Origin of the sequence: Nocardia sp. CNY236, assembly GCF_000482385.1 — a bacterium.
GTDB lineage: Bacteria > Actinomycetota > Actinomycetes > Mycobacteriales > Mycobacteriaceae > Nocardia.
Window position 1 is genome coordinate 29,002 of record NZ_AXVD01000011.1, and the last position, 18,689, is coordinate 47,690.

The following is an 18,689-nucleotide window of genomic DNA, read 5'->3' on the forward strand; positions in this document are numbered from 1 at the left end:
ATATGGCCCGGTGATCAATGGGCGCTCACCGGGCTGTCGCCGACAACTGCCCAGGCTACGAGCCGCGTCATGGCGATCGCGGTGTGCCAGTAGCCCAGTGCGAGAGGATGGACATGCACCACTTCGCTCGACGAACGGCTGGCTTGACTGTGGCACTGACTGCGACCGGGCTGGTCGTGGCTGGTTGCGCGGAGGGCGACGACGATGCCGCCCGCCCGGCCGACCTGGTGCTCACCGGTGCAGCCGCTGCCGCGCCGACACCCGGGGGCGAAGCGGGCGCCCCCGGCGCCGTGGGCGCGGAGGAGACCAGGATCGTGACGGCGGACGGTGAAATCACCGTCTCAGGTGATATTTACCACAAATTCGTTCGCAGCGGCGGTCCGGCAGGTCCGCTCGGCCTGCCGCTGGGAGCCGAAGAGAGTGGCCCCGACGCCGGCGAATACCAGCACTTCGCCGGCGGCACGATCTATGCGGCCCGGGGCGCCGAGCCGTATATCGTCTGGGGCGAGATTCGCAAAGCATGGGAGGAGATCGGCGGCGCGAAAGGGAAACTCGGCCACCCGATCAGTGACGAGTACGACATCCCCGGCGGTAAGCGCAGCGATTTCGCCGGCGGCATCATCATGTGGGTGGATGGCGACATCACCATCAGGCCGAAGTTGTGACCCCGCGGTGGGGATACCCCGCCGCGGGTCACGGCCGCATCTCCTCCGGTGCAGGTTGTCGATGGATCGTGTCCATTTCTTCCCGTCATGCCAGTCGAGCCGCTAGGTTGTTCCGGTGCACACTCTCCTGACCGACCGTGAACTTCTCGAAACGTTGGCCGTGGACGTCGAAGTGATTCTGCGCACACATGTCGACACCGCCGAGGGATGGCAGCCACACGACTTCGTGCCGTGGGACCAGGGGCGAAACTTTGCCTTCCTCGGCGGCGACGACTGGACGCCGGAGCAGTCCGAGCTCAGCGATACCGCCAAGCTCGCGCTGACGGTGTCCGTTCTGGTGGCCGACAACCTGCCGGCATATCACCGTGAAGTCGGAAAGCACATGCGTTCGGGTCCCTGGTGGCGCTGGGTCGGCCGATGGACGGCCGAGGAAAACCGCCACGCGATCATGATTCGCGACTACCTCGTGGTCACCAGAGCAGTCGATCCGGAGGAATTGGAGCGGCTGCGCATGGTGCACATGACGAAGGGCTTCCGCCGCCCCGCGATGCACCTTCTCGATGCGGTCGCCAACTGCGCGTTCGAAGAGGCCGCCAGCGCGATTCGGCACCGCAATATCGCGGCCCTCGGGGAGAACCCTCAGGTCACCGCGATCGCCGAACGGATTGCGCGCGATGACGAAATTCAGTCGGCGTTGTTCGCTGATCTGGTCGCCGCGGCATTCGACCGGGCGCCCGACCAGACCATGCGTGCCGTCGCCGATCGGGTGGCCGACTTCCAGATCCCCACGGTGACGCTGGCCGACGGCCGCACCAGTGACGAGATGTTGGCCGAGGTCGGGGTCTACGATCGCGCGCAGGAAGGCGCGCTGGTGTTCGCACCGCTGTTGCGCCGGTGGAACGTGTTCACCCGCACCGATTTCGGACCCGAGGGCGAACTGGCGCGCGCCGAACTGAGCGAATTGCGCGACTGAGCGCCCCGAATGCCCCGGCCCGGGGAACACTCGGCCCAGGGAATGCGCTCAGTCGCGTTCGGTCGCCTTCGTCATCGCCAGCACGTCCAGACGGCGATCCAGTTCGGCTTCGGTCAGCGTCTCGCCGAGCAGGCCGCGGTCGATGACGGTTCGACGAATCGTCTTCTGGTCGCGCAGGGCCTCTTTGGCGACCGCGGCCGCCTGTTCGTATCCGATCGCGGAGTTCAGCGGCGTGACGATCGACGGCGAGGACTCGGCCAGCGTACGCAGACGCTCGACGTTCGCCACCAGACCGCACACGCATTTGTCGGCGAACAGTCGCGAGACGGTGGCCAGCAGGTGAATCGACTCCAGCAGATTGCGGGCCATCACCGGGATGTACACATTCAGCTCGAACGCGCCGTTGGCGCCGGCGAAGGCGACCGCAGCGTCATTGCCGATGACCTGCGCGCCGACCTGAGTAACCGCTTCGGGAAGAACCGGATTCACCTTCCCGGGCATGATGGAGCTGCCCGGCTGCAGATCGGGCAGTTGGATTTCGGCCAACCCGGTCAGTGGCCCCGAGCCCATCCAGCGAATATCGTTGGCGATCTTGGTCAGGCTCACCGCGATCGTGCGCAGCGCACCGGACGTTTCGACCAGGCCGTCCCGCGCGGCCTGCGCCTCGAAATGATCCTCGGCTTCGCGCAGGGTGTCGATCCCGGTGGCGCGCGTCAGCTCGGCAACCACCAACGCGCCGAAACCGTCGGGTGCGTTCAGTCCGGTGCCGACCGCCGTGCCGCCGATCGGCAGCTCACCGAGGCGCGGCAACGCCGCCATGATGCGATCGATGCTCGCGGCGACCTGGCGGGTGTACCCACCGAACTCCTGACCGAGGGTGATCGGTACGGCGTCCATCAGATGGGTGCGGCCGGACTTCACCACGGTGCGCCATTCGACGGACTTGTCCAACAAAGCCAGCCGCAGATGATCCAGCGCCGGAACCAGCTCGGTGATGATCGCTTCGGTGGCCGCGAGATGAGTCGCGGTGGGGAAGGTGTCGTTGGACGACTGCGACATGTTCACATCGTCGTTCGGGTGGACCACCACGCCCTTCGCCTCGGCCAGTGACGCGATCACCTCGTTGGCGTTCATGTTGGAACTGGTGCCGGACCCGGTTTGGAACACGTCGATCGGAAACTGGTCGTCGTGCATGCCCGCGGCGATCTCGTTCGCCGCTGCGACAATGGCGTCTGCCTTCGCCCCCTCGAGCAAACCCAGGTCGCGGTTCACCGTGGCGCAGGCCGCCTTCAGCAGGCCGAGTGCACGAATTTGCGTACGCTCCAGACCGCGTCCACTGATCGGGAAGTTCTCCACTGCGCGCTGGGTCTGCGCCCGCCACAACGCGTCCACCGGAACTCGAACCTCGCCCATCGTGTCCCGCTCGATGCGATACTGCGTCTGCTCGGTCATACCTCCGACCCTATGCCGCGGCCATCGGCCCTCGGATCGCCACCCTGAACAACTCGCGCTACCGCCCCGGTGCGGTGAATCCGGACCATCCCCCGGGGTCCGAGATCTACGGCATCGGCGGGACCGCGTGCTCGTCGCCGATGAAGTCGACCGACGAATACTCGTGCAGCTTGGTCAAGCGGTGGTAGGCGTCGATCATGCGGACCGTACCCGATTTGGAGCGCATCACGATCGAATGCGTCGAGGCGCCGCCGCCGAAGTAGCGCACACCGCGCAGCAGGTCGCCATCGGTGACCCCGGTGGCGGAGAAGAAGACGTTCTCCCCGGAGACCAGATCCTCGGTCCGCAGCACGCGGTCGAGGTCGTGCCCGGCGTCGATGGCTTTCTGCCGCTCTTCGTCGTCTTTCGGGGCGAGCGTGGCCTGCAGCGCGCCGCCCATACACCGCATGGCAGCCGCGGCGATGATGCCCTCGGGGGTGCCACCGATGCCGACCAGGATGTCGGTGCCGGAGTCCGGGCGTGCGGCGGCGATCGCGCCCGCGACATCGCCATCGGAGATCAGGCGAATGCGAGCCCCGGCATCACGGACCTGCTGAATGAGCTCCGCATGTCGGGGACGGTCCAGGATACAGACGGTCAGGTCGGACTTCGACGAGTTCTTGGCCTTGGCGACCCGGTTGATGTTCTCGCCGATCGGAGCCGAGATGTCGATGACGTCGGCGGCATCCGGGCCGACGGCGATCTTGTGCATGTAGAACACCGCGGACGGGTCGAACATCGAGCCCCGTTCGGCGACCGCCAGCACGGAGATCGCGCCGGCCGAGCCCTTGGACATCAGGGTCGTCCCATCGATCGGGTCCACGGCGAAGTCCACCTCCGGGCCGGTGCCGTCGCCCACGGCCTCGCCGTTGTACAGCATCGGCGCTTCGTCCTTCTCCCCTTCGCCGATCACCACGACACCGCGCATGGACACCGAGCTGACCAGCTGTCGCATGGCATCGACCGCGGCCCCGTCGCCCCCCTCCTTGTCACCGCGTCCGACCCACCGGCCCGCGGCCATCGCGCCGGCCTCGGTCACGCGGACCAACTCGAGCGCGAGATTTCGGTCGGGCGCCTCGCGGCGGCTCGCTGTCGGGGAAGTTGCCGTCATAGCGGGTGCCTCCTGTGTCGGTGGGTACCGATCGATTGTCTCATTCGATTTGGCACGGTCGTACACCCCTGAGTGGCACCGGGTGCTTGCGCCCCTGTGTGGCACCGGGTGCTTGCGCCCTGAGTGCACCGGGTGCGTACACCGCTCCGAGTGATACGGGGTGCTCGGCCTCCAGCTGGCGGGGAGTGGATACTGAGAGCGTGTCGAACCAGAAGCCGCGCATCATGAACGATTATCGGGATCTGTTCTGGTCCCTGATCCCGTTGGTGTTGCTCGCCGTGGTGTTCGCAGGACTGGCCAGCCAGTGCAGTTTCGCGGCGAACGGACCGACACAAGGCCAGATTCCGCACTTCGACGTGCGGGCGGCGCTCACCGCCGACGCGCGCACCCTGCCGTTCCCGATCCGACATCCGGTCGTGCCCGCGGAATGGACACCCAACTCCGGCAGCCGCGAGTCCATCGGCGGGACCGGAGGCGGACCGGTGAGCACCGTGGGATACCTCACCGAGCAGGGCACCTACATGCGATTCACCCAGAGCAGCGCGACCGAAGAGGCGCTGTCGCGGTTCGAGCTCGGGTCGCGGTATGCCAGCGGTACCGAGAAGATCGCCGCCCAGCAGTGGACGGTCTACGCCGAGCCGGGTGCGGAGACCGCGTGGATCGCCGATTTCGGCCGGTCTCGGGTGCTGATCACCGGTGCGGGCGACCAGGCAGCGTTCACCACGCTCGCCACGGCGATCACCGCCGCCGAGCCGCTACGACCCTGAACCTGCGGCCGTGGTGTCGGCGTGCTCGCTATTGCTGTCGCTCCAGGTCACTACGGTGCAGCGCGTCCGCAACTCGCTTGCGGGCGCCGGCCAGATGCTGTTCACAGCGGTTGGCCAGCGCTTCGCCGCGTTCCCACAAGGCGAGCGATTCGTCCAGGTCGAGACCGCCCTGTTCGAGCAGTCGCACCACCTCGACCAGTTCGTCGCGGGCGCGTTCGTAGCCGAAATCGGCGATTTCGGCCAGCTCACCGCTCGGATCGGCTCCTGCCGCGCTGGTATCGGTGGACTCGCCGGACTCGGCCACGATCAGTTCCTCCCGGGATCGGTGTTCGTTGCGCCCGCCGCCTGTGCACCGAGCGCCTCGGAGCCGAGCGCAGCAGCCGTGATCGCGCCATCGGTGACCCGGACGCGCAGTTGGCTGCCTGGAGGCGCATCGTCGATAGAGCGCACCACGTGCCGTTGTGGGCCGGTGACGCGCTGTACGACAGCGTAACCACGGGCCAGCGTCGCCGCCGGGCCCACCGCGGTCAGCTTCTCCCGCAGGTGCGCCGTGGTGGTGGATTCGGTGCGCACGAGTAGCTCGGCGCTGCGGCGCGCTGCGGTGCGCAACCGCTCGATCTCGTCGTGGCGGTGACCGATATCGCGCAGCGGGTCGGCGAGCACGGGCCGAGATCGCACGTGGGTGAGCGTGGCGTTCTCTCGGTCCACCCAGCCGCGCAACGCCGCGGCGGCGCGGGCGCGCAGGTCTCGGACATCCGACAGTTCGGCAGCCGCGTCCGGCACCACGCGTTTGGCGGCATCGGTGGGGGTGGCCGCCCGCAGGTCGGCGACGAAATCGGTCAGCGGGTTGTCGGGTTCGTGGCCGATCGCGCTCACGATCGGGGTGGTGGCCGCCACGATGGCGCGGCACAGCGCCTCGTCGGAGAAGGGCAGCAGGTCTTCGACGCTGCCGCCGCCGCGTGCGAGCACGATCACGTCCACGGTCGCGTCGCGATCGAGCTCGGTCAACGCGGTGAGGATCTGCGGTACCGCCGAGGGACCCTGCACAGCGGTATTTCGGATCTCGAAACGTACTGCGGGCCAACGGTTTCGCGCGACGGCGAGGATGTCGCGCTCTGCGGCGCTCGCGCGACCGGTGATCAGGCCGATCGTCGCGGGCAGGAAGGGAATCGAGCGCTTGAGCCGGGGATCGAACAAGCCTTCCGCGTCCAGCAGTGCTTTCAGGCGTTCGATGCGGGCCAGCAGTTCACCGACACCGACCGGGCGAATCTCGATGACGCGCAACGAAATCGTGCCGCGTCCGGTGAAGAAGGACAGTTTGCCGTAGACCACCACCCGGCTGCCTTCGTGCAATGGGACGGGGGAGTCGCGGACGAGATTCGGATCGCAGGTCAGCGACAGCGACATGTCCGCGGAGGGGTCGCGCAGTACCAGGAATGCGGTGCGTGTGCCGGGCCGCAGGTTGATCTGGGTGATCTGCCCCTCCACCCAGATGCTGCCGAGTCGGTCGATCCACTGGGCGACCTTGACGGCCACCGAGCGCACCGGCCAGGGATGCTCGGCAGAATTGGCCGGTGCGCCAACGGGTTGGCCGGGGGCCTGCCGGCCAACCGTGGACGACGGAGGGTTCCGGGGATCGGTCACTGCGCTCGCACAGTGGCGATCCGGTTCGTCAGCATGGTCACGAACGGCGCTCGGGCGCGGGTGTGCTGCTCGTACTCCAGCAGCGAAGCGAGGTCTTCGACGGTCAGCATGCGCAGTCGGGCGCGTAGCTGAGCGAGGGTCATATTGGCGTAGTCGTAGCGGACGGCGATTTCTGGTGCGACGATTTCCGGTGCGGCGATTTCGGGCTGTTCCGGGGCGGGTTCGGGAGCGGATTCGATTGTCGGCTCGGTGAGTTTCGTCTCGGTGTCGGCACGGGCGTGGCCGTTGGTCTCGGTGACCCGAACGGAATCTTTCACGGGGAAGGATTCGGCGGTGCGCAATGGTTCGGGGTCGTCATCGACCGAGTAGTTGTCGAAGCGACTGGTACGGGCGGCGGCACTCGGTGCGTCGGACACATCGTCGTCGAATGTGGCCCATTCCGGATTTTCGACCGGGCGTTCGGCGAGTCGGTCGAAAACCGCATCGCCCTTCAGGGCCAGGCTGGTCACGAACTGTTGGGCGTGCATCGTCGTCTGCAGCATCCGACTGACGGCCGTGATCGGGAAATTCATTGCCGCCGTGGGTAGCCGGCGGGTTTCCTCGAGCGCGTATACGGCGGTGCCGACGGCGACGCGGGCCAGAAAGGGTGGTCGAAACATGGTCCTAGCCTGCCTGAAAAGGCGTGCCATGCAAAGGACGTGTATGCGCGGTTCGGGTAATCGGTCGCGGTGGTGTGCGACGGATCGGCCGGAATTGGTCGGCGCCGTGATCATAGGGGGAGAATAATCCGTTCGGCCATATCCTTCACGTTTCACAGGCCCATCGCGCCGTGGTCGTGGACATCGAGATCGGGGTACGCCTCCGGGCCGGTGGGTCGCGGAATCTGCCCGGGCGCGACACGACCGCACGCGCAGCTCCCGGACGTGGTGGCCGCCCGGGTCGCACGTATCCTGTGTGCATGTCAGCGGCCATTCCCTTGAACGTCGGTATCGCCCGCTCGGCAGCCGTCACGAACGCCGACCCCGGTGGAGAAAAGCGCGTGTTGCTCGCCGAGCCACGCGGGTACTGCGCCGGCGTCGATCGCGCGGTGGAAACCGTGGAAAAGGCATTGGACAAACACGGCGCGCCGATATACGTGCGTAAGGAGATCGTGCACAACCGGCACGTGGTGCAGACGCTGCGCGAGCGTGGCGTGATCTTCGTCGACGAGACCGACGAAGTGCCCGAAAACGCGGTGGTCGTGTTCTCCGCGCACGGCGTTTCCCCCGCGGTGCACGAGTCCGCCGCGGCCCGCGGGCTGCACACCATCGACGCGACCTGTCCCTTGGTGACCAAGGTGCATCAGGAGGCCAAGCGGTTCGCGCGTGACGACTACGACATCCTGTTGATCGGTCACGACGGCCATGAGGAAGTCGAGGGAACCGCCGGCGAAGCGCCCGAGCATGTTCAGTTGGTCGACGGACCGGACGCGGTCGCCACGGTCAGCGTGCGCGACGAATCGAAGGTGATCTGGCTTTCGCAGACCACGTTGAGCGTGGACGAGACCATGGAGACGGTGCAGCGGCTGCGGGAGCGATTCCCCGATTTGCAGGATCCGCCCAGCGACGACATCTGCTATGCCACGCAGAATCGTCAGGTAGCGGTCAAGGCGATGGCGCCGGAATGCGATCTGGTGATCGTGGTCGGATCACGCAACTCCTCGAATTCGGTGCGTTTGGTCGAAGTGGCGCTCGGGGCGGGGGCCACGGCAGCCCATCTGGTCGACTACGCCCGCGAGGTCGATCCCGCCTGGTTGGACGGCGTGCGCACCATCGGGATCACCTCCGGCGCGTCGGTTCCAGAGGTGCTGGTCCGCGGTGTCTTGGACATGTTGGCCGAGTACGGATTCGGCGATGTCCAGCCGGTCACCACGGCCAACGAGACCCTCGTCTTCGCGCTTCCCCGAGAACTGCGCGACGCTCGTCGCTGAACCGGGCGCTGCGCGGTTGCCGGCGGTCGTGAGACCGACTACCTACCGCTCCTGCCGGTCGCGGTAGCGCACAGTGGGTTGAGGACGCGGCGGCAGGTCGCGGCGACCGGCCCCGCGGGCTGGTTCACCGCCGGCACGAGGCACGGCCCGGGTCTGTTGCGGTGCGCCGCCGGGCCGCGGGCGGCCGGTGCGCGCTCGGGCGGGTGGCTGTGCGTCGCTGGTTCGACGCGTGCTGCGCGTGGCAGTGTCGGCGCGCCGGGACGAGTCCTTCGAGCGGGGACCGCCTCGGCGGGCAGCCGCTGCACGGTTGCTGGTGGTTCGGCCGGACGTGGCCTTGGTGCCGCGCGCAGTGCCCCGTCCGGCCCTGCGTCCGGTCTCGGGCGTCGCGGGCGCGGTCTGCCGGTGCAGCACGACGCGTGCGCCGCCGAGCAGCAGGACGATGATCGTGGCCACCATCATGGTCGGGAATCGGTTCACCAGCGGGACCGCCAGGTTCAGCAGGATGTCCTTCACCGAGGTCGAAGCCTGTCCGGTGAGCTGCCAGTAGGCCGAGGGAACCGCGACGAACAGCAGCAAGGGCGGCAGAGCCATCGTGCTGAACAGCCCCCGGTAGCGCACCACGGAAACGGCTACCACACAGCCTATGGTGTACAGCACGGCAAAGGTGCCGGTCAGTTCACCGCCGCCGCCGGCTGCGTCGATCATGAACCCGACGAACGCGCAGGCGACCGCGAGCAGGATCGCCCCACCGGCCGGGATGCCCGGCATCGACGGCAGGATCGAACGGTGCGGCGCGGGCACCCGGGATCGCACGCGTTGGGAAGCAGCCACAATGTGCACACTAGTTGCTGGTCTGTGCGGCACGAGGACGGCACGGCGATCGGCCCGGTGGCGGCCGGCGCCGAGCAGGTCGACGACTGGAGTCTGTCGGTGACTTGATCTACGGTTCGCGGCATGCGGATGCTGCATACCTCGGACTGGCACATCGGGCGGACGTTCCACGGGGTCGATCTGCTCGCCGACCAGACTCGCGCACTCGCCACGATCGCCCAGGTGGTGGCCGAGGAATCGGTCGACGTGGTGCTGGTGTCGGGCGACGTGTACGACCGATCCATTCCCAGCGCCGCCGCGATCGCGGTGTGCAACCGAGCGCTGGAGGCCATTCGCGCGGCCGGGGCCGAGATCGTCGTCACCGCGGGCAACCATGATTCACCCGCCCGCCTGGGTGCGGGTGCGAGCTTCGCCGCGGCGGGTGGACTGCATCTGCGCACTGCCGTCGCCGACGCCGACCGCCCGGTGCTTCTTCGTGACCAGCACGGGGTCGTGGCCTGCTATGGCATCCCCTACCTGGAACCGGAGATCACCCGCGCCGAACTCGGTGTGCCGCACGCCCGCTCGCATGCCGAGATCATGGCGGCGGCGATGGCCCGGGTCCGCGCGGACATCGTGCAGCGGCCGGGTGCGCGCACCGTGGTGCTTGCGCACGCCTTCGTGGTCGGTGGCCAGGCCACCGGATCGGAGCGGCCGATCTCGGTCGGCGGGGTGGAGACGGTGCCGTTGGCCGCATTCGACGGAATCGACTACGTGGCGCTGGGGCACCTACACGGGCCACAGACAGTGGCGCACGCGGTGCGCTACTGTGGTTCACCGCTGCCGTATTCGTTCGCCGAGAACGCGCAGCGCAAGGCGATCTGGATCGTCGACCTCGATGCCTCGGGCCTGCAGTCGGTGCGCCGGCGGGATCTGCCGTCGGTCCGGGAACTGAGCAAACTCACCGGGACCCTGGATGAGCTGGTGAACGACGCGAAGTACGCTGCCGCCGAAGACCACTACGTCGCCGCGGTGCTCACCGACACCACTCGTCCGGTCGATGCCATGCGTAAGCTGCGCGAGCGGTTTCCCCATGCCGTGCACATGGAATGGGCTCGCCCGCAGGGACACCCACAACTGCGCTACCGTGAGCGGGTGCACGGACGTCGTGATCTGGATGTCGCTCGAAGCTTTCTGCTCGATGTGCACCGAACGCCGAGTGCGGGCGAGGTGACCTGGCTGGAACGCGCACTGAGCGCTGCTGTCGCCGAAGGCGAGTACGGAGGCGAACACTCGGCCGCGACCGCCTCGGCAGAGCAGTCCGCGTGAGCGTCGCACCGACGCCGGGGGTGGGCGCAGTATGAGGCTGCACACACTCGAGATGACCGCGTTCGGTCCGTTCGCCGACACCACCGTCGTCGATTTCGATGCGCTCGGCGCCGATGGGCTGTTCCTGTTGCACGGCCGCACCGGAGCAGGCAAGACCACAGTGTTGGATGCCATCGCCTTCGCGCTCTACGGCAGAGTGCCCGGCGCGCGTGCCGAGGGCAAGCGGCTGCACTCCGATCACGCCTCGAAAACGACGCCGCCGCTGGTGGTGCTCGAGGCCACCATGGGCGGTCGCCGACTACGCCTGACCCGCAGCCCCGAATTCGCGCGACCCAAGCGTGACGGCACCGGCATGCGCACCATCCCCGCCAAAGCGACCTTGGCCTGGCTGGACGGTCACGGCGAAAATCTGGCTCGGATCACCGATATCGGCGAGGAGGTGCTCCGCCTGCTCGGTATGAGTGCCGACCAGTTCTTTCAAGTGGTGCTGCTGCCGCAGGGGGACTTCGCGCGATTTCTGCGGGCGGACAACGAAGACCGGGAAAAGTTGCTCGAGAAGTTGTTCGACACCGCGCGCTTCGGCGCAGCCGAGCAGTGGCTTGCCGATCGGCGTCGCGCCGCTCGCGCCGACCTGGACGCGCGCACCGACGGTATCGAACGACTGATCATCCAGGTGGGCGCGGCCGCCGGAGTCTCGGATGCAGTGGGCGCGGCCGAATCCACCACCTGGTCGCAGCATCTGTTGTCGGCCGCTCGCGCCGATCTGGAGACTGCGGTCGCGGACGTCGACCGGTGTCAGCAAGCGGTGACGCGGACCCGGGAACAGGCCGAACGGCAACGTCGACTGAACGAACTGCACACCCGTGCCACCACCGCGCGGCGCCAGCTCGATGAACACGCGGCCGGCGCGCAACGGCGCACGGCGCTGCGCGTCGAACTCGACCTGGCGCGGCGCGCCGAAGAGGTCGGCGCCGCCATCGACGAGGCGCGCACGGCCGTCCGGACCATGCAGCGCGCGGACGGGGAAGAACGCGACGCCGTGCAGCGTTTGGCGGCCCGGCTCGCGCAACCGGCGAGTGCCGGACTCGGTGGGAGCGAACTGCTCGAGCCCGGCGCCCACACCCAGGTGCGTGCCGACGCCGATGTCGACGCGGCGATTCAACGGTGGAGCGGGCAGATCGGTGGGCTGGACGAGATGCGTGCCGACGCCGACAGCGCCACCCGCATCGACGGCGATTTGCGTGCTCTCCACTCTGAGGACGCGGCGTTGGATACCCGCATCCGCCAGCTCACCGCACGTCGTGAGCAGTTGCCCGACGCGCTGGCAACGGCCGACGCCGATCTGCGGGAAGCAACCGAGGCGGCCGCGGCGTTGCCCGGACTGAACGCGGACGTCGAGCGCTTGCAGACCATTGCGACCGCCGCAGTCGAACTGGCCATGTGCCGAGAGACATTCGACCAGGCCAGGGCCGAATTCGATGCCGCCCGTAGCGCTCATCTCACTGCCAAGGAACGTGTGCTGGACCTCCGCGAGCGCAGATTGGCCGGAATGGCTGCTGAACTGGCCGGTGAGCTGGTCGACGACGCACCGTGCGCGGTCTGTGGCTCGGTGGAGCATCCCGCGCGCGCACGGCCGGCCGCCACAGCGGTATCCGAACACCAGGAGCAACAGGCGGCAGCGGCCGAGCGCTCGGCAGAAGCCGACTGGGATCGTGCGCGAGCTCGAATCGCCGAACTCGAGCGCACGATCGAAGTGTTGGTCGCCCGCGGCGGCGACACCGACCGCGTAGCGGTCGCCGCCGCGCTGCGTGCGGCGACCGTGCGCTACGACGACTCGGCCGCGTTGGCCGATCAGGCCGATGGCCTGGCCATCGAACTCGCTCGCTTGCGTACCGACGAGGCGCGATTGCACGAGGAGCTGCGCGAATGCGCGAGTCGCCGCGCCGCGGCCGCCGCGACCATCGCATCCTTGCAGATGCGGCGCACCGAGCTCACCGAGCGGTTGGCCGCCGCGGCCGGCGCCGACGAGACCATCGACCGCCGGCGCTCTCGGCTCACCGCCTCGATCACCGAGGCCACCGCCGTGCGGGACGTTCGCGCGCAGGCGAAGACAGCCCGCGAGCAGGTGTCGATACTGGCCGACCGCGTGGCGGAGCTCACTGCTGCAGCGGGTATGGCGCCCGAGCCGGACGTGTCGGGAGCCGACGATGTGGCGACCGACGCGGTGGCGCGTGTGCGCGCCTGCGCGACGGTCGTGACCGCGGCCTCACGGACGGCCCAGCGGCAAGACGAGATCGACGCCGAGCTCGTGTCGGCCGATCGGGCGCGAGCGCATGCCGAAGCCGTACTGGCCGAACCGGAGATCCAGGCGGTGGCGGCGTTCGAGCCCGGCGACCCGGCTGAGCTGGATGCGCACGTCGCGACCGCACAGGCGGCGCTGAACACCGCGGTCGCCGCCCATGCCGAGGCCGGTACGCGGGTCGACCGGCTCGAGGAACTCAGCAGCCAGCTCTGGGCCGCGGTGGACAGGATCGCCCCCGTTGCGCACGCATTCGACGAATTGAACTCCCTCGCCGACGTGGTGGCCGGCCGGGGTGCCAACAATCGGCGCATGTCATTGCATTCCTATGCTCTGGCTGCTCGGCTCGAGGAGGTGGCGCAGGCGGGCTCGGTGCGGTTGCGCCGAATGTCCGGCGGTCGCTACGAGTTCGTCCATTCCGACGCAGCGGGGCCGCGCGGTCGCCGCGGCGGGCTCGGCCTCGACATCCGCGACGACTACACCGGCGCCGTCCGCCCGGCGCACACGCTGTCCGGCGGCGAAACCTTCATGGCTGCGCTGTCCTTGGCGCTCGGCCTGGCCGACACGGTCGCCGCCGAATCCGGCGGCATCATGCTCGACACCCTGTTCATCGACGAGGGTTTCGGCGGATTGGACCCCGACAGCCTCGACGCCGTGATGGGCGTGCTCGACGACCTGCGCGCCGGCGGGCGGGTGGTCGGCGTGGTCAGTCATGTCGACGAGATGCGTCAACGGATACCCAACCGACTCCATGTGGTTCGCGGCCGCGCCGGCTCTCACCTGCGGGCGAGTGTCACCTGACCCAGGGCAGCGCTGCCGATCAGTTGCCCTGGACCCTCGTGTTCGTGGTCGAGCAGCCAGCGTTTCACCGGCAATCCCCAGCGGAAGCCGGTGAGCGCGCCGCCGGTGCGCAGCACGCGATGGCACGGGACGAACAATGCGACCGCGTTGCGCGCACAGGCGTTGGCCGCGGCGCGAATCGCCTTCGGCCGGCCGGAGCGGGCGGCGAGTTCGGCATAGCTGAGTGGGCTGCCCGCCGGGACCGTGCGCAGCACCTCCCAGGCATGCGTCGAGAACGGGCCGGACTGCTGGCGAACCGGAATCGAGTCGATCGCGGTGACCTCGCCCGCGTGATAGGCGGTGACCGCTGCAGTCACGGTGCCGAGCGCATCGCGATATTGCAGCCGGGTCGGGCGCAGTGCGGGATGGATCAGGGTGCGCAAGAGTTGTGCATCGGAAGTCCATCCGGAGGCCAGGACCGCCCCGTCGGAGTCGACGAGCACGGTGAACGGGCCGACCGGGGTGTCGGCAACCGCGACATCGGCTGTGGAAACCGCTGATCCGTCGAATTCGATGTGGTCTTCGTTGCGTGCGTTCACTGTTCGGCACTGCCTTTCGGACTGGTGGAAACGAGGTCGTTCGACGAGGCGACTCGATGGCCCAGCGCCGCCCGCCACAAGTGCATCGACAGGTACGACCGCCACGGCGCCCATCGTGCGGTGTCGCCCAGGTCGATGCCGAGCAGGACCGCGCCCCGACGAACGACCAGATCGGTACCGAGCAAGACATCCGGGTCGGCCAGCAGTCGCATGATCACGTAGTCGGCTGTCCATGGCCCGACGCCATTCAATGCGAGCAATTCGCGGCGCAGATCGGCTGCTGTGCGCCCTGCATGCAGGTGCAGTTCACCGGAGGCGAGTGCCGCCGCGACTGCCGTGATCGCGCGCACGCGCCGTGCCGGGCCGGTCAAGACCTCGGGGCCACGTTCGGCGATCGCCTCCGGTGTGGGAAACAGCAGTGGCAGCGGCCCGTTCACCGGTTCGCCCAACGCGTCGACCAGCTGTGCTGTGTGCGTTGCGGCAGCCGATACCGAGATCTGCTGCCCGATCATGGTGCGCAGCAGCAACTCGCCGGCGTCGAGGCAGCCGGGCACGCGAATCCCTGGGGTGAGCACTGCCGGGTGGCTGGTCAACGGCCCACCGGTCGGAGTATCGGTGTCCGACGGGCCGTCGAGGGGCGGGTACGCGATCGACGACAGGGGTCCGATACGCAGCGCCTCGTCGATGCCGACGGGGTCGGCATCGAGATCCAGCAGATGCCGCACCCGCGCCACAGTCGGGGCCAGATCGCGCATGTCGTGCAGGGTGAGCTCCGCTCGTACGTGCTGGTGCTGGAAACTCAGGCGTGCAGTGGCGTGGCCGTGTGGTGTGCGCAGGTTTCTGGTGTAGGTACCGTTGTCCCACAACTCCATGCCGGGGGCGATGTGCGTGGACAGAAACCACTCCAACCAGGCGCGGTCCAGCGGCTGTCGATACGGGAGGCGCAGCGTCAGCGATCCGTTGACCGACGCCGCAGGGTGCGTCGCGGTCCGGGAGGGTGTCCGCTGCGCCTCCGCACGCATGGTGGTGGGGCTGACGGTGAAGATTTCGCGCACCGTGTCGTTGAACTGACGGATGGAGGCGAATCCCGCGGCGAACGCGATATCGGACATCGGCATCGCGGTGGTCTGGATCAGAAGTCGTGCGGTGTGCGCTCGGTGAGCTCGAGCCAGGGCCAGGGGGCCGGCGCCCAGTTCGGCGGTCAGCACCCGGGTCAGTTGGCGCTGGGAGTAGCCGAGCACGGAAGCCAGTGCGGGTACTCCGCCGCGTTCGATGACACCATCGCCGATCAGCCGCATCGCACGAGCGGCAAGATCGGCGCGCGTGTTCCACAGCGGTGAACCCGGCGTCGCGTCCGGCAGGCAGCGCCTGCAGGCGCGGTAGCCCGCTTGCTGCGCCGCCGCCGCTGTCGGGACGAAAGACACATTGGCCCGTTTGGGGGTGATCGCAGGACACGAAGGACGGCAGTAGATTCTGGTGGTCTTCACCGCGATGAAGAATTGCCCGTCGAATCGAGCGTCTCGGGTCGACACCGCCCGGTAGCACCGTTCGAAATCCAATGCCATAATGCTCACCCCCACCACGATGGCAGCAGCGGCGAATCGATGCTAGCGAAAATCGGTCAACGAAACCGAGGGTTCAGCAGCAGCGATTGGTCGGGTTGCGATCGGCTTCGGCGTACCGTTGGCGCCAGTATTCCCGCTCGGACGGAATCTCACAGCCGGGGTGCCGGCGGCGCAGATGCTCGGCGTAACGCTGGTAGTCCCGCCCGCCCAGGATCGAGTCGAACCACCAGATACTTGCGCGAACTGCGGTCCCGCAGGCGCCGGCCGCGGCCTGCAGTCGGGCTCGGACCGGCCGTGACCACCCATCGCGGCCGGCGGTCGGTGCCTGTTCCCGGTCCTCGACCGCGGACGGTTCGGTATCGGCCGTCATCCGGATGTGCGCCCGGCGCCGACGGGCGCCTTGTCGGCCGCGAGCAACTCGTCCCACTGCTTCTGAACTTCTTTCTCTGCAGCTGTGGCGACGAAGCCGCTGGGTGCGAAGATCTCCGAGGGCTGCTGCGGTGTCTCGGTGGTCGTGCGGTCTCCGGAGCGCCAGGCTCGGAAGGCGACGATCGCGCCACTGATCGCCACGATCAGCACCAACACCGCGAAGACGATCGACAGGGTGCCCTGGATGAAGGTATTACGCACAATGGCGCCGACATCGTCGGGGGACTTCGCGGTCAGACACAACTCCCCGGCGTCGCGGGCCGCCCGGCAGATGCCGTTTTGCTTCCAGTATCCGACCCTGGGGTCGGCGGAGAAAATCTTCTGCCAGGACGCGGTCATCGTCACTGTCAGGTCCCAGAGCAGCGGAATACCGGGAATCCACGCCCATTTCGCCAGGCCTTTCTTCACCAGGATCACCAGCACCACGGTCAGCGCGATCGCAGCGAGCAGTTGGTTGGCGATGCCGAACAGTGGGAACAGGGTGTTGATACCACCCAGCGGATCGGTGACGCCCATCAGCAGGATCGACCCCCACGCGGCGACCACCACGGCCGAACACAGCCAGGCGCCGACCCGCCACGAGGGATCACGGAACCGTCGCGCCGCTCCGCCGAAGTTGCCCAACGTGTCCGACAACATGAATCGCGCAACGCGGGTACCCGCATCGAGAGTGGTGAGAATGAACAACGCCTCGAACATGATCGCGAAGTGGTACCAGAACGACTTCATCCCCGCGCCGCCGAGGAACTGGTGAAACACCTCGGAGATGCCGACGGCCAAGGTCGGCGCGCCGCCCGTGCGGGAGACCATGCTCGCTTCGCCGACGTCGCTGGCCGCCTGGCTCAGTTCCGCTGGCGTCACCGCGGGACCGTCCAGGCCGAGGTTGTTGGTGTAGGCCGCGGCGGTCTCCGGGGTGCCGCCGGTGAGCCCGACCGGTGCGTTCATCGCGAAATACAGGTGCTGGTCGATGATCGAGGCGGTGATGATGGCCATGACGGCAACGAACGACTCCATGAGCATGCCGCCGTAGCCGATCATCCGCGTATGCGATTCCTTCGCCAGCAGCTTCGGGGTGGTTCCGGACGACACCAGAGCGTGGAACCCGCTCAGCGCGCCGCAGGCGATGGTGATGAACAGGAACGGGAACAGCGAGCCCGCGAAGACCGGCCCGTTGCCGGAGGTCGCGAACTGCGAGACCGCCGGCGCCTGCAGCACCGGCAGCGTGATCAGGATGCCGACGGCCAGCAACCCGATGGTGCCGATCTTCATGAAGGTCGACAGGTAGTCGCGCGGGGCCAGCAGCAGCCACACCGGGAGCACGGAGGCGAAGAAGCCATAGCCCATCAGCAGCCAGGAAATGGTCACCGGTGAGAGGGTGAACCAGTCCGCGCCCCACTCGGTTTCCGACACCCACCCGCCGGCCACGATGGCCAGGATGAGCAGACCGAATCCGAGGGTGGACACCTCGCCGACCTTGCCCGGGCGCAGGAATCGGAGATACACCCCCATGAACAGCGCAATCGGGATGGTCAGGGCAATCGAGACCACGCCCCATGGGCTGTGGGCGAGCGCGTTGACGACCACCACCGCGAGTACCGCGAGCAGGATCATCATGATGACGAGAACGCCACCGATGGCCGCCCAGCCGCCGATCACGCCCAACTCGTCGCGGGCCATCTGCCCGAGGCTGCGGCCGCGTCGCTTCATCGACACCCACAACACCAGGTAGTCCTGTACCGCGCCGGCCAATACGACGCCGACGACGATCCACAACGTCCCCGGCAGGTAGCCCATCTGCGCGGCCAGTACCGGGCCGATCAGCGGACCCGCGCCCGCGATGGCGGCGAAGTGATGTCCGTAGAGCACCCGCCGATCCATCGGCAGGTAGTCCTTGCCGTTCTCCAGGATCTCGGCCGGGGTGGCGACGTCGTCACGCGGTTTGGTGATCTTGCGCTCGATGAACCTGGCATAGAACCGGTAGGCGACGATGTAGGTGCACACCGCCGCGACCACGATCCATGCCGCATTGACCGATTCGCCGCGCGACACGGCGAGTACTGCCCAGGCAATGGCTCCGAACACTGCGATCGCGGCGAATATCGCCTTCTTGGCCGGTGTGATCGGGGACCGGTCGATCACACCGACGGGCGGTAGATCGGCATTGGTCCGCAGATATTCGACTGTCGCCATCTGCGTACTCTCCTGTGAAACGCGCAGGATCTTCCTGAAACTCGTGTCAACCTATCCGATCGGTGACC

16 protein-coding genes are annotated in these 18,689 nt (G+C 67.8%); 6 read left to right on the plus strand and 10 right to left on the minus strand.

Annotated features, from left to right (window positions below; all coding sequences use genetic code 11):
* Positions 1-113: 113 nt before the first annotated feature.
* Entirely contained in the window at positions 114-665 is a 552-nt protein-coding gene (locus tag K940_RS0108460; RefSeq protein WP_036528025.1) for an LGFP repeat-containing protein, read from the plus strand.
* 115 nt (positions 666-780) lie between these two features.
* The gene (locus tag K940_RS0108465) at positions 781-1,638 is read left to right on the plus strand and encodes an acyl-ACP desaturase (RefSeq protein WP_028477175.1); all 858 of its coding nucleotides are present in this window, start codon (positions 781-783) and stop codon (positions 1,636-1,638) included.
* 48 nt (positions 1,639-1,686) lie between these two features.
* Here K940_RS0108465 and K940_RS0108470 read toward each other — a convergent pair whose 3' ends face one another.
* Both K940_RS0108470 and glpX read right to left on the minus strand, forming a co-directional pair.
* Complete coding sequence (locus tag K940_RS0108470; RefSeq protein WP_028477176.1) at positions 1,687-3,090, minus strand: class II fumarate hydratase; 1,404 nt, start codon at positions 3,088-3,090, stop codon at positions 1,687-1,689.
* A gap of 106 nt (positions 3,091-3,196) precedes the next feature.
* Positions 3,197-4,240, minus strand: coding sequence for a class II fructose-bisphosphatase (gene glpX / locus K940_RS0108475; protein WP_028477177.1), 1,044 nt, complete (start codon positions 4,238-4,240; stop codon positions 3,197-3,199).
* A gap of 200 nt (positions 4,241-4,440) precedes the next feature.
* On the opposite strand from glpX, the gene K940_RS0108480 reads away from it, so the two are divergent.
* A complete protein-coding gene (locus K940_RS0108480; RefSeq protein ID WP_081706244.1) occupies positions 4,441-5,007 on the plus strand; it encodes a DUF4245 domain-containing protein in 567 nt (188 codons plus the stop codon).
* Positions 5,008-5,035: 28 nt separating this feature from the next.
* Here the strand turns inward: K940_RS0108480 and K940_RS0108485 are convergent, their stop codons facing one another.
* The 3 genes from K940_RS0108485 to K940_RS0108495 all read right to left on the minus strand — a co-directional run bounded on the left by K940_RS0108485 (position 5,036) and on the right by K940_RS0108495 (position 7,310).
* Entirely contained in the window at positions 5,036-5,251 is a 216-nt protein-coding gene (locus K940_RS0108485; protein WP_028477179.1) for an exodeoxyribonuclease VII small subunit, read from the minus strand.
* A gap of 62 nt (positions 5,252-5,313) precedes the next feature.
* A complete protein-coding gene (gene xseA / locus K940_RS27470) occupies positions 5,314-6,552 on the minus strand; it encodes an exodeoxyribonuclease VII large subunit (protein WP_051407026.1) in 1,239 nt (412 codons plus the stop codon).
* A 95-nt stretch (positions 6,553-6,647) separates the two neighbouring features.
* Complete coding sequence (locus tag K940_RS0108495; protein ID WP_028477180.1) at positions 6,648-7,310, minus strand: lipid droplet-associated protein; 663 nt, start codon at positions 7,308-7,310, stop codon at positions 6,648-6,650.
* 299 nt (positions 7,311-7,609) lie between these two features.
* Here K940_RS0108495 and K940_RS0108500 point away from each other — a divergent pair, with 299 nt between their 5' ends.
* Entirely contained in the window at positions 7,610-8,620 is a 1,011-nt protein-coding gene (locus K940_RS0108500; protein WP_028477181.1) for a 4-hydroxy-3-methylbut-2-enyl diphosphate reductase, read from the plus strand.
* Between the two features lie 42 nt (positions 8,621-8,662).
* Here K940_RS0108500 and K940_RS0108505 read toward each other — a convergent pair whose 3' ends face one another.
* On the minus strand, positions 8,663-9,451 hold the full coding sequence (locus K940_RS0108505) for a DUF6542 domain-containing protein (RefSeq protein WP_028477182.1): 789 nt from the start codon (positions 9,449-9,451) through the stop codon (positions 8,663-8,665).
* Positions 9,452-9,574: 123 nt separating this feature from the next.
* Between K940_RS0108505 and K940_RS0108515 the strand changes: the two genes are divergently transcribed.
* On the plus strand, positions 9,575-10,759 hold the full coding sequence (locus K940_RS0108515; RefSeq protein WP_028477183.1) for an exonuclease SbcCD subunit D: 1,185 nt from the start codon (positions 9,575-9,577) through the stop codon (positions 10,757-10,759).
* Between the two features lie 31 nt (positions 10,760-10,790).
* Positions 10,791-13,859 (plus strand): AAA family ATPase, encoded by a 3,069-nt coding sequence (locus K940_RS0108520; protein WP_028477184.1) that lies wholly within the window; start codon positions 10,791-10,793, stop codon positions 13,857-13,859.
* Here the strand turns inward: K940_RS0108520 and K940_RS27475 are convergent.
* The 4 genes from K940_RS27475 to K940_RS0108540 all read right to left on the minus strand — a co-directional run bounded on the left by K940_RS27475 (position 13,835) and on the right by K940_RS0108540 (position 18,621).
* Entirely contained in the window at positions 13,835-14,437 is a 603-nt protein-coding gene (locus K940_RS27475) for a methylated-DNA--[protein]-cysteine S-methyltransferase (protein ID WP_369797484.1), read from the minus strand. The two genes, K940_RS0108520 and K940_RS27475, sit on opposite strands and share 25 nt — an antisense overlap.
* The gene (locus K940_RS0108530; protein WP_028477185.1) at positions 14,434-16,002 is read right to left on the minus strand and encodes a DNA-3-methyladenine glycosylase 2 family protein; all 1,569 of its coding nucleotides are present in this window, start codon (positions 16,000-16,002) and stop codon (positions 14,434-14,436) included. The genes K940_RS27475 and K940_RS0108530 overlap by 4 nt, the downstream gene beginning before the upstream one ends.
* 73 nt (positions 16,003-16,075) lie before the next feature.
* Positions 16,076-16,234: a YbdD/YjiX family protein gene (locus K940_RS34105; protein WP_369797489.1), complete on the minus strand. Its 159-nt coding sequence runs from the start codon at positions 16,232-16,234 to the stop codon at positions 16,076-16,078.
* A 134-nt stretch (positions 16,235-16,368) separates the two neighbouring features.
* Positions 16,369-18,621, minus strand: a complete 2,253-nt coding sequence (locus tag K940_RS0108540) for a carbon starvation CstA family protein (RefSeq protein WP_028477187.1) — start codon at positions 18,619-18,621, stop codon at positions 16,369-16,371.
* Positions 18,622-18,689 lie beyond the last annotated feature (68 nt).

What these genes read in the sequence shown, in the direction of transcription:
- K940_RS0108495 (WP_028477180.1), bottom strand. Translation starts at nt 7,310, where the DNA reads ATGTTTCGACCACCCTTTCTGGCCCGCGTCGCCGTCGGCACCGCCGTA.
- K940_RS0108540 (WP_028477187.1), bottom strand. Translation starts at nt 18,621, where the DNA reads ATGGCGACAGTCGAATATCTGCGGACCAATGCCGATCTACCGCCCGTC.
- K940_RS0108470 (WP_028477176.1), bottom strand. Translation starts at nt 3,090, where the DNA reads ATGACCGAGCAGACGCAGTATCGCATCGAGCGGGACACGATGGGCGAG.
- K940_RS0108530 (WP_028477185.1), bottom strand. Translation starts at nt 16,002, where the DNA reads ATGGCATTGGATTTCGAACGGTGCTACCGGGCGGTGTCGACCCGAGAC.
- K940_RS0108500 (WP_028477181.1), top strand. Translation starts at nt 7,610, where the DNA reads ATGTCAGCGGCCATTCCCTTGAACGTCGGTATCGCCCGCTCGGCAGCC.
- K940_RS0108515 (WP_028477183.1), top strand. Translation starts at nt 9,575, where the DNA reads ATGCGGATGCTGCATACCTCGGACTGGCACATCGGGCGGACGTTCCAC.
- K940_RS0108460 (WP_036528025.1), top strand. Translation starts at nt 114, where the DNA reads ATGCACCACTTCGCTCGACGAACGGCTGGCTTGACTGTGGCACTGACT.
- K940_RS0108520 (WP_028477184.1), top strand. Translation starts at nt 10,791, where the DNA reads ATGAGGCTGCACACACTCGAGATGACCGCGTTCGGTCCGTTCGCCGAC.
- glpX (WP_028477177.1), bottom strand. Translation starts at nt 4,240, where the DNA reads ATGACGGCAACTTCCCCGACAGCGAGCCGCCGCGAGGCGCCCGACCGA.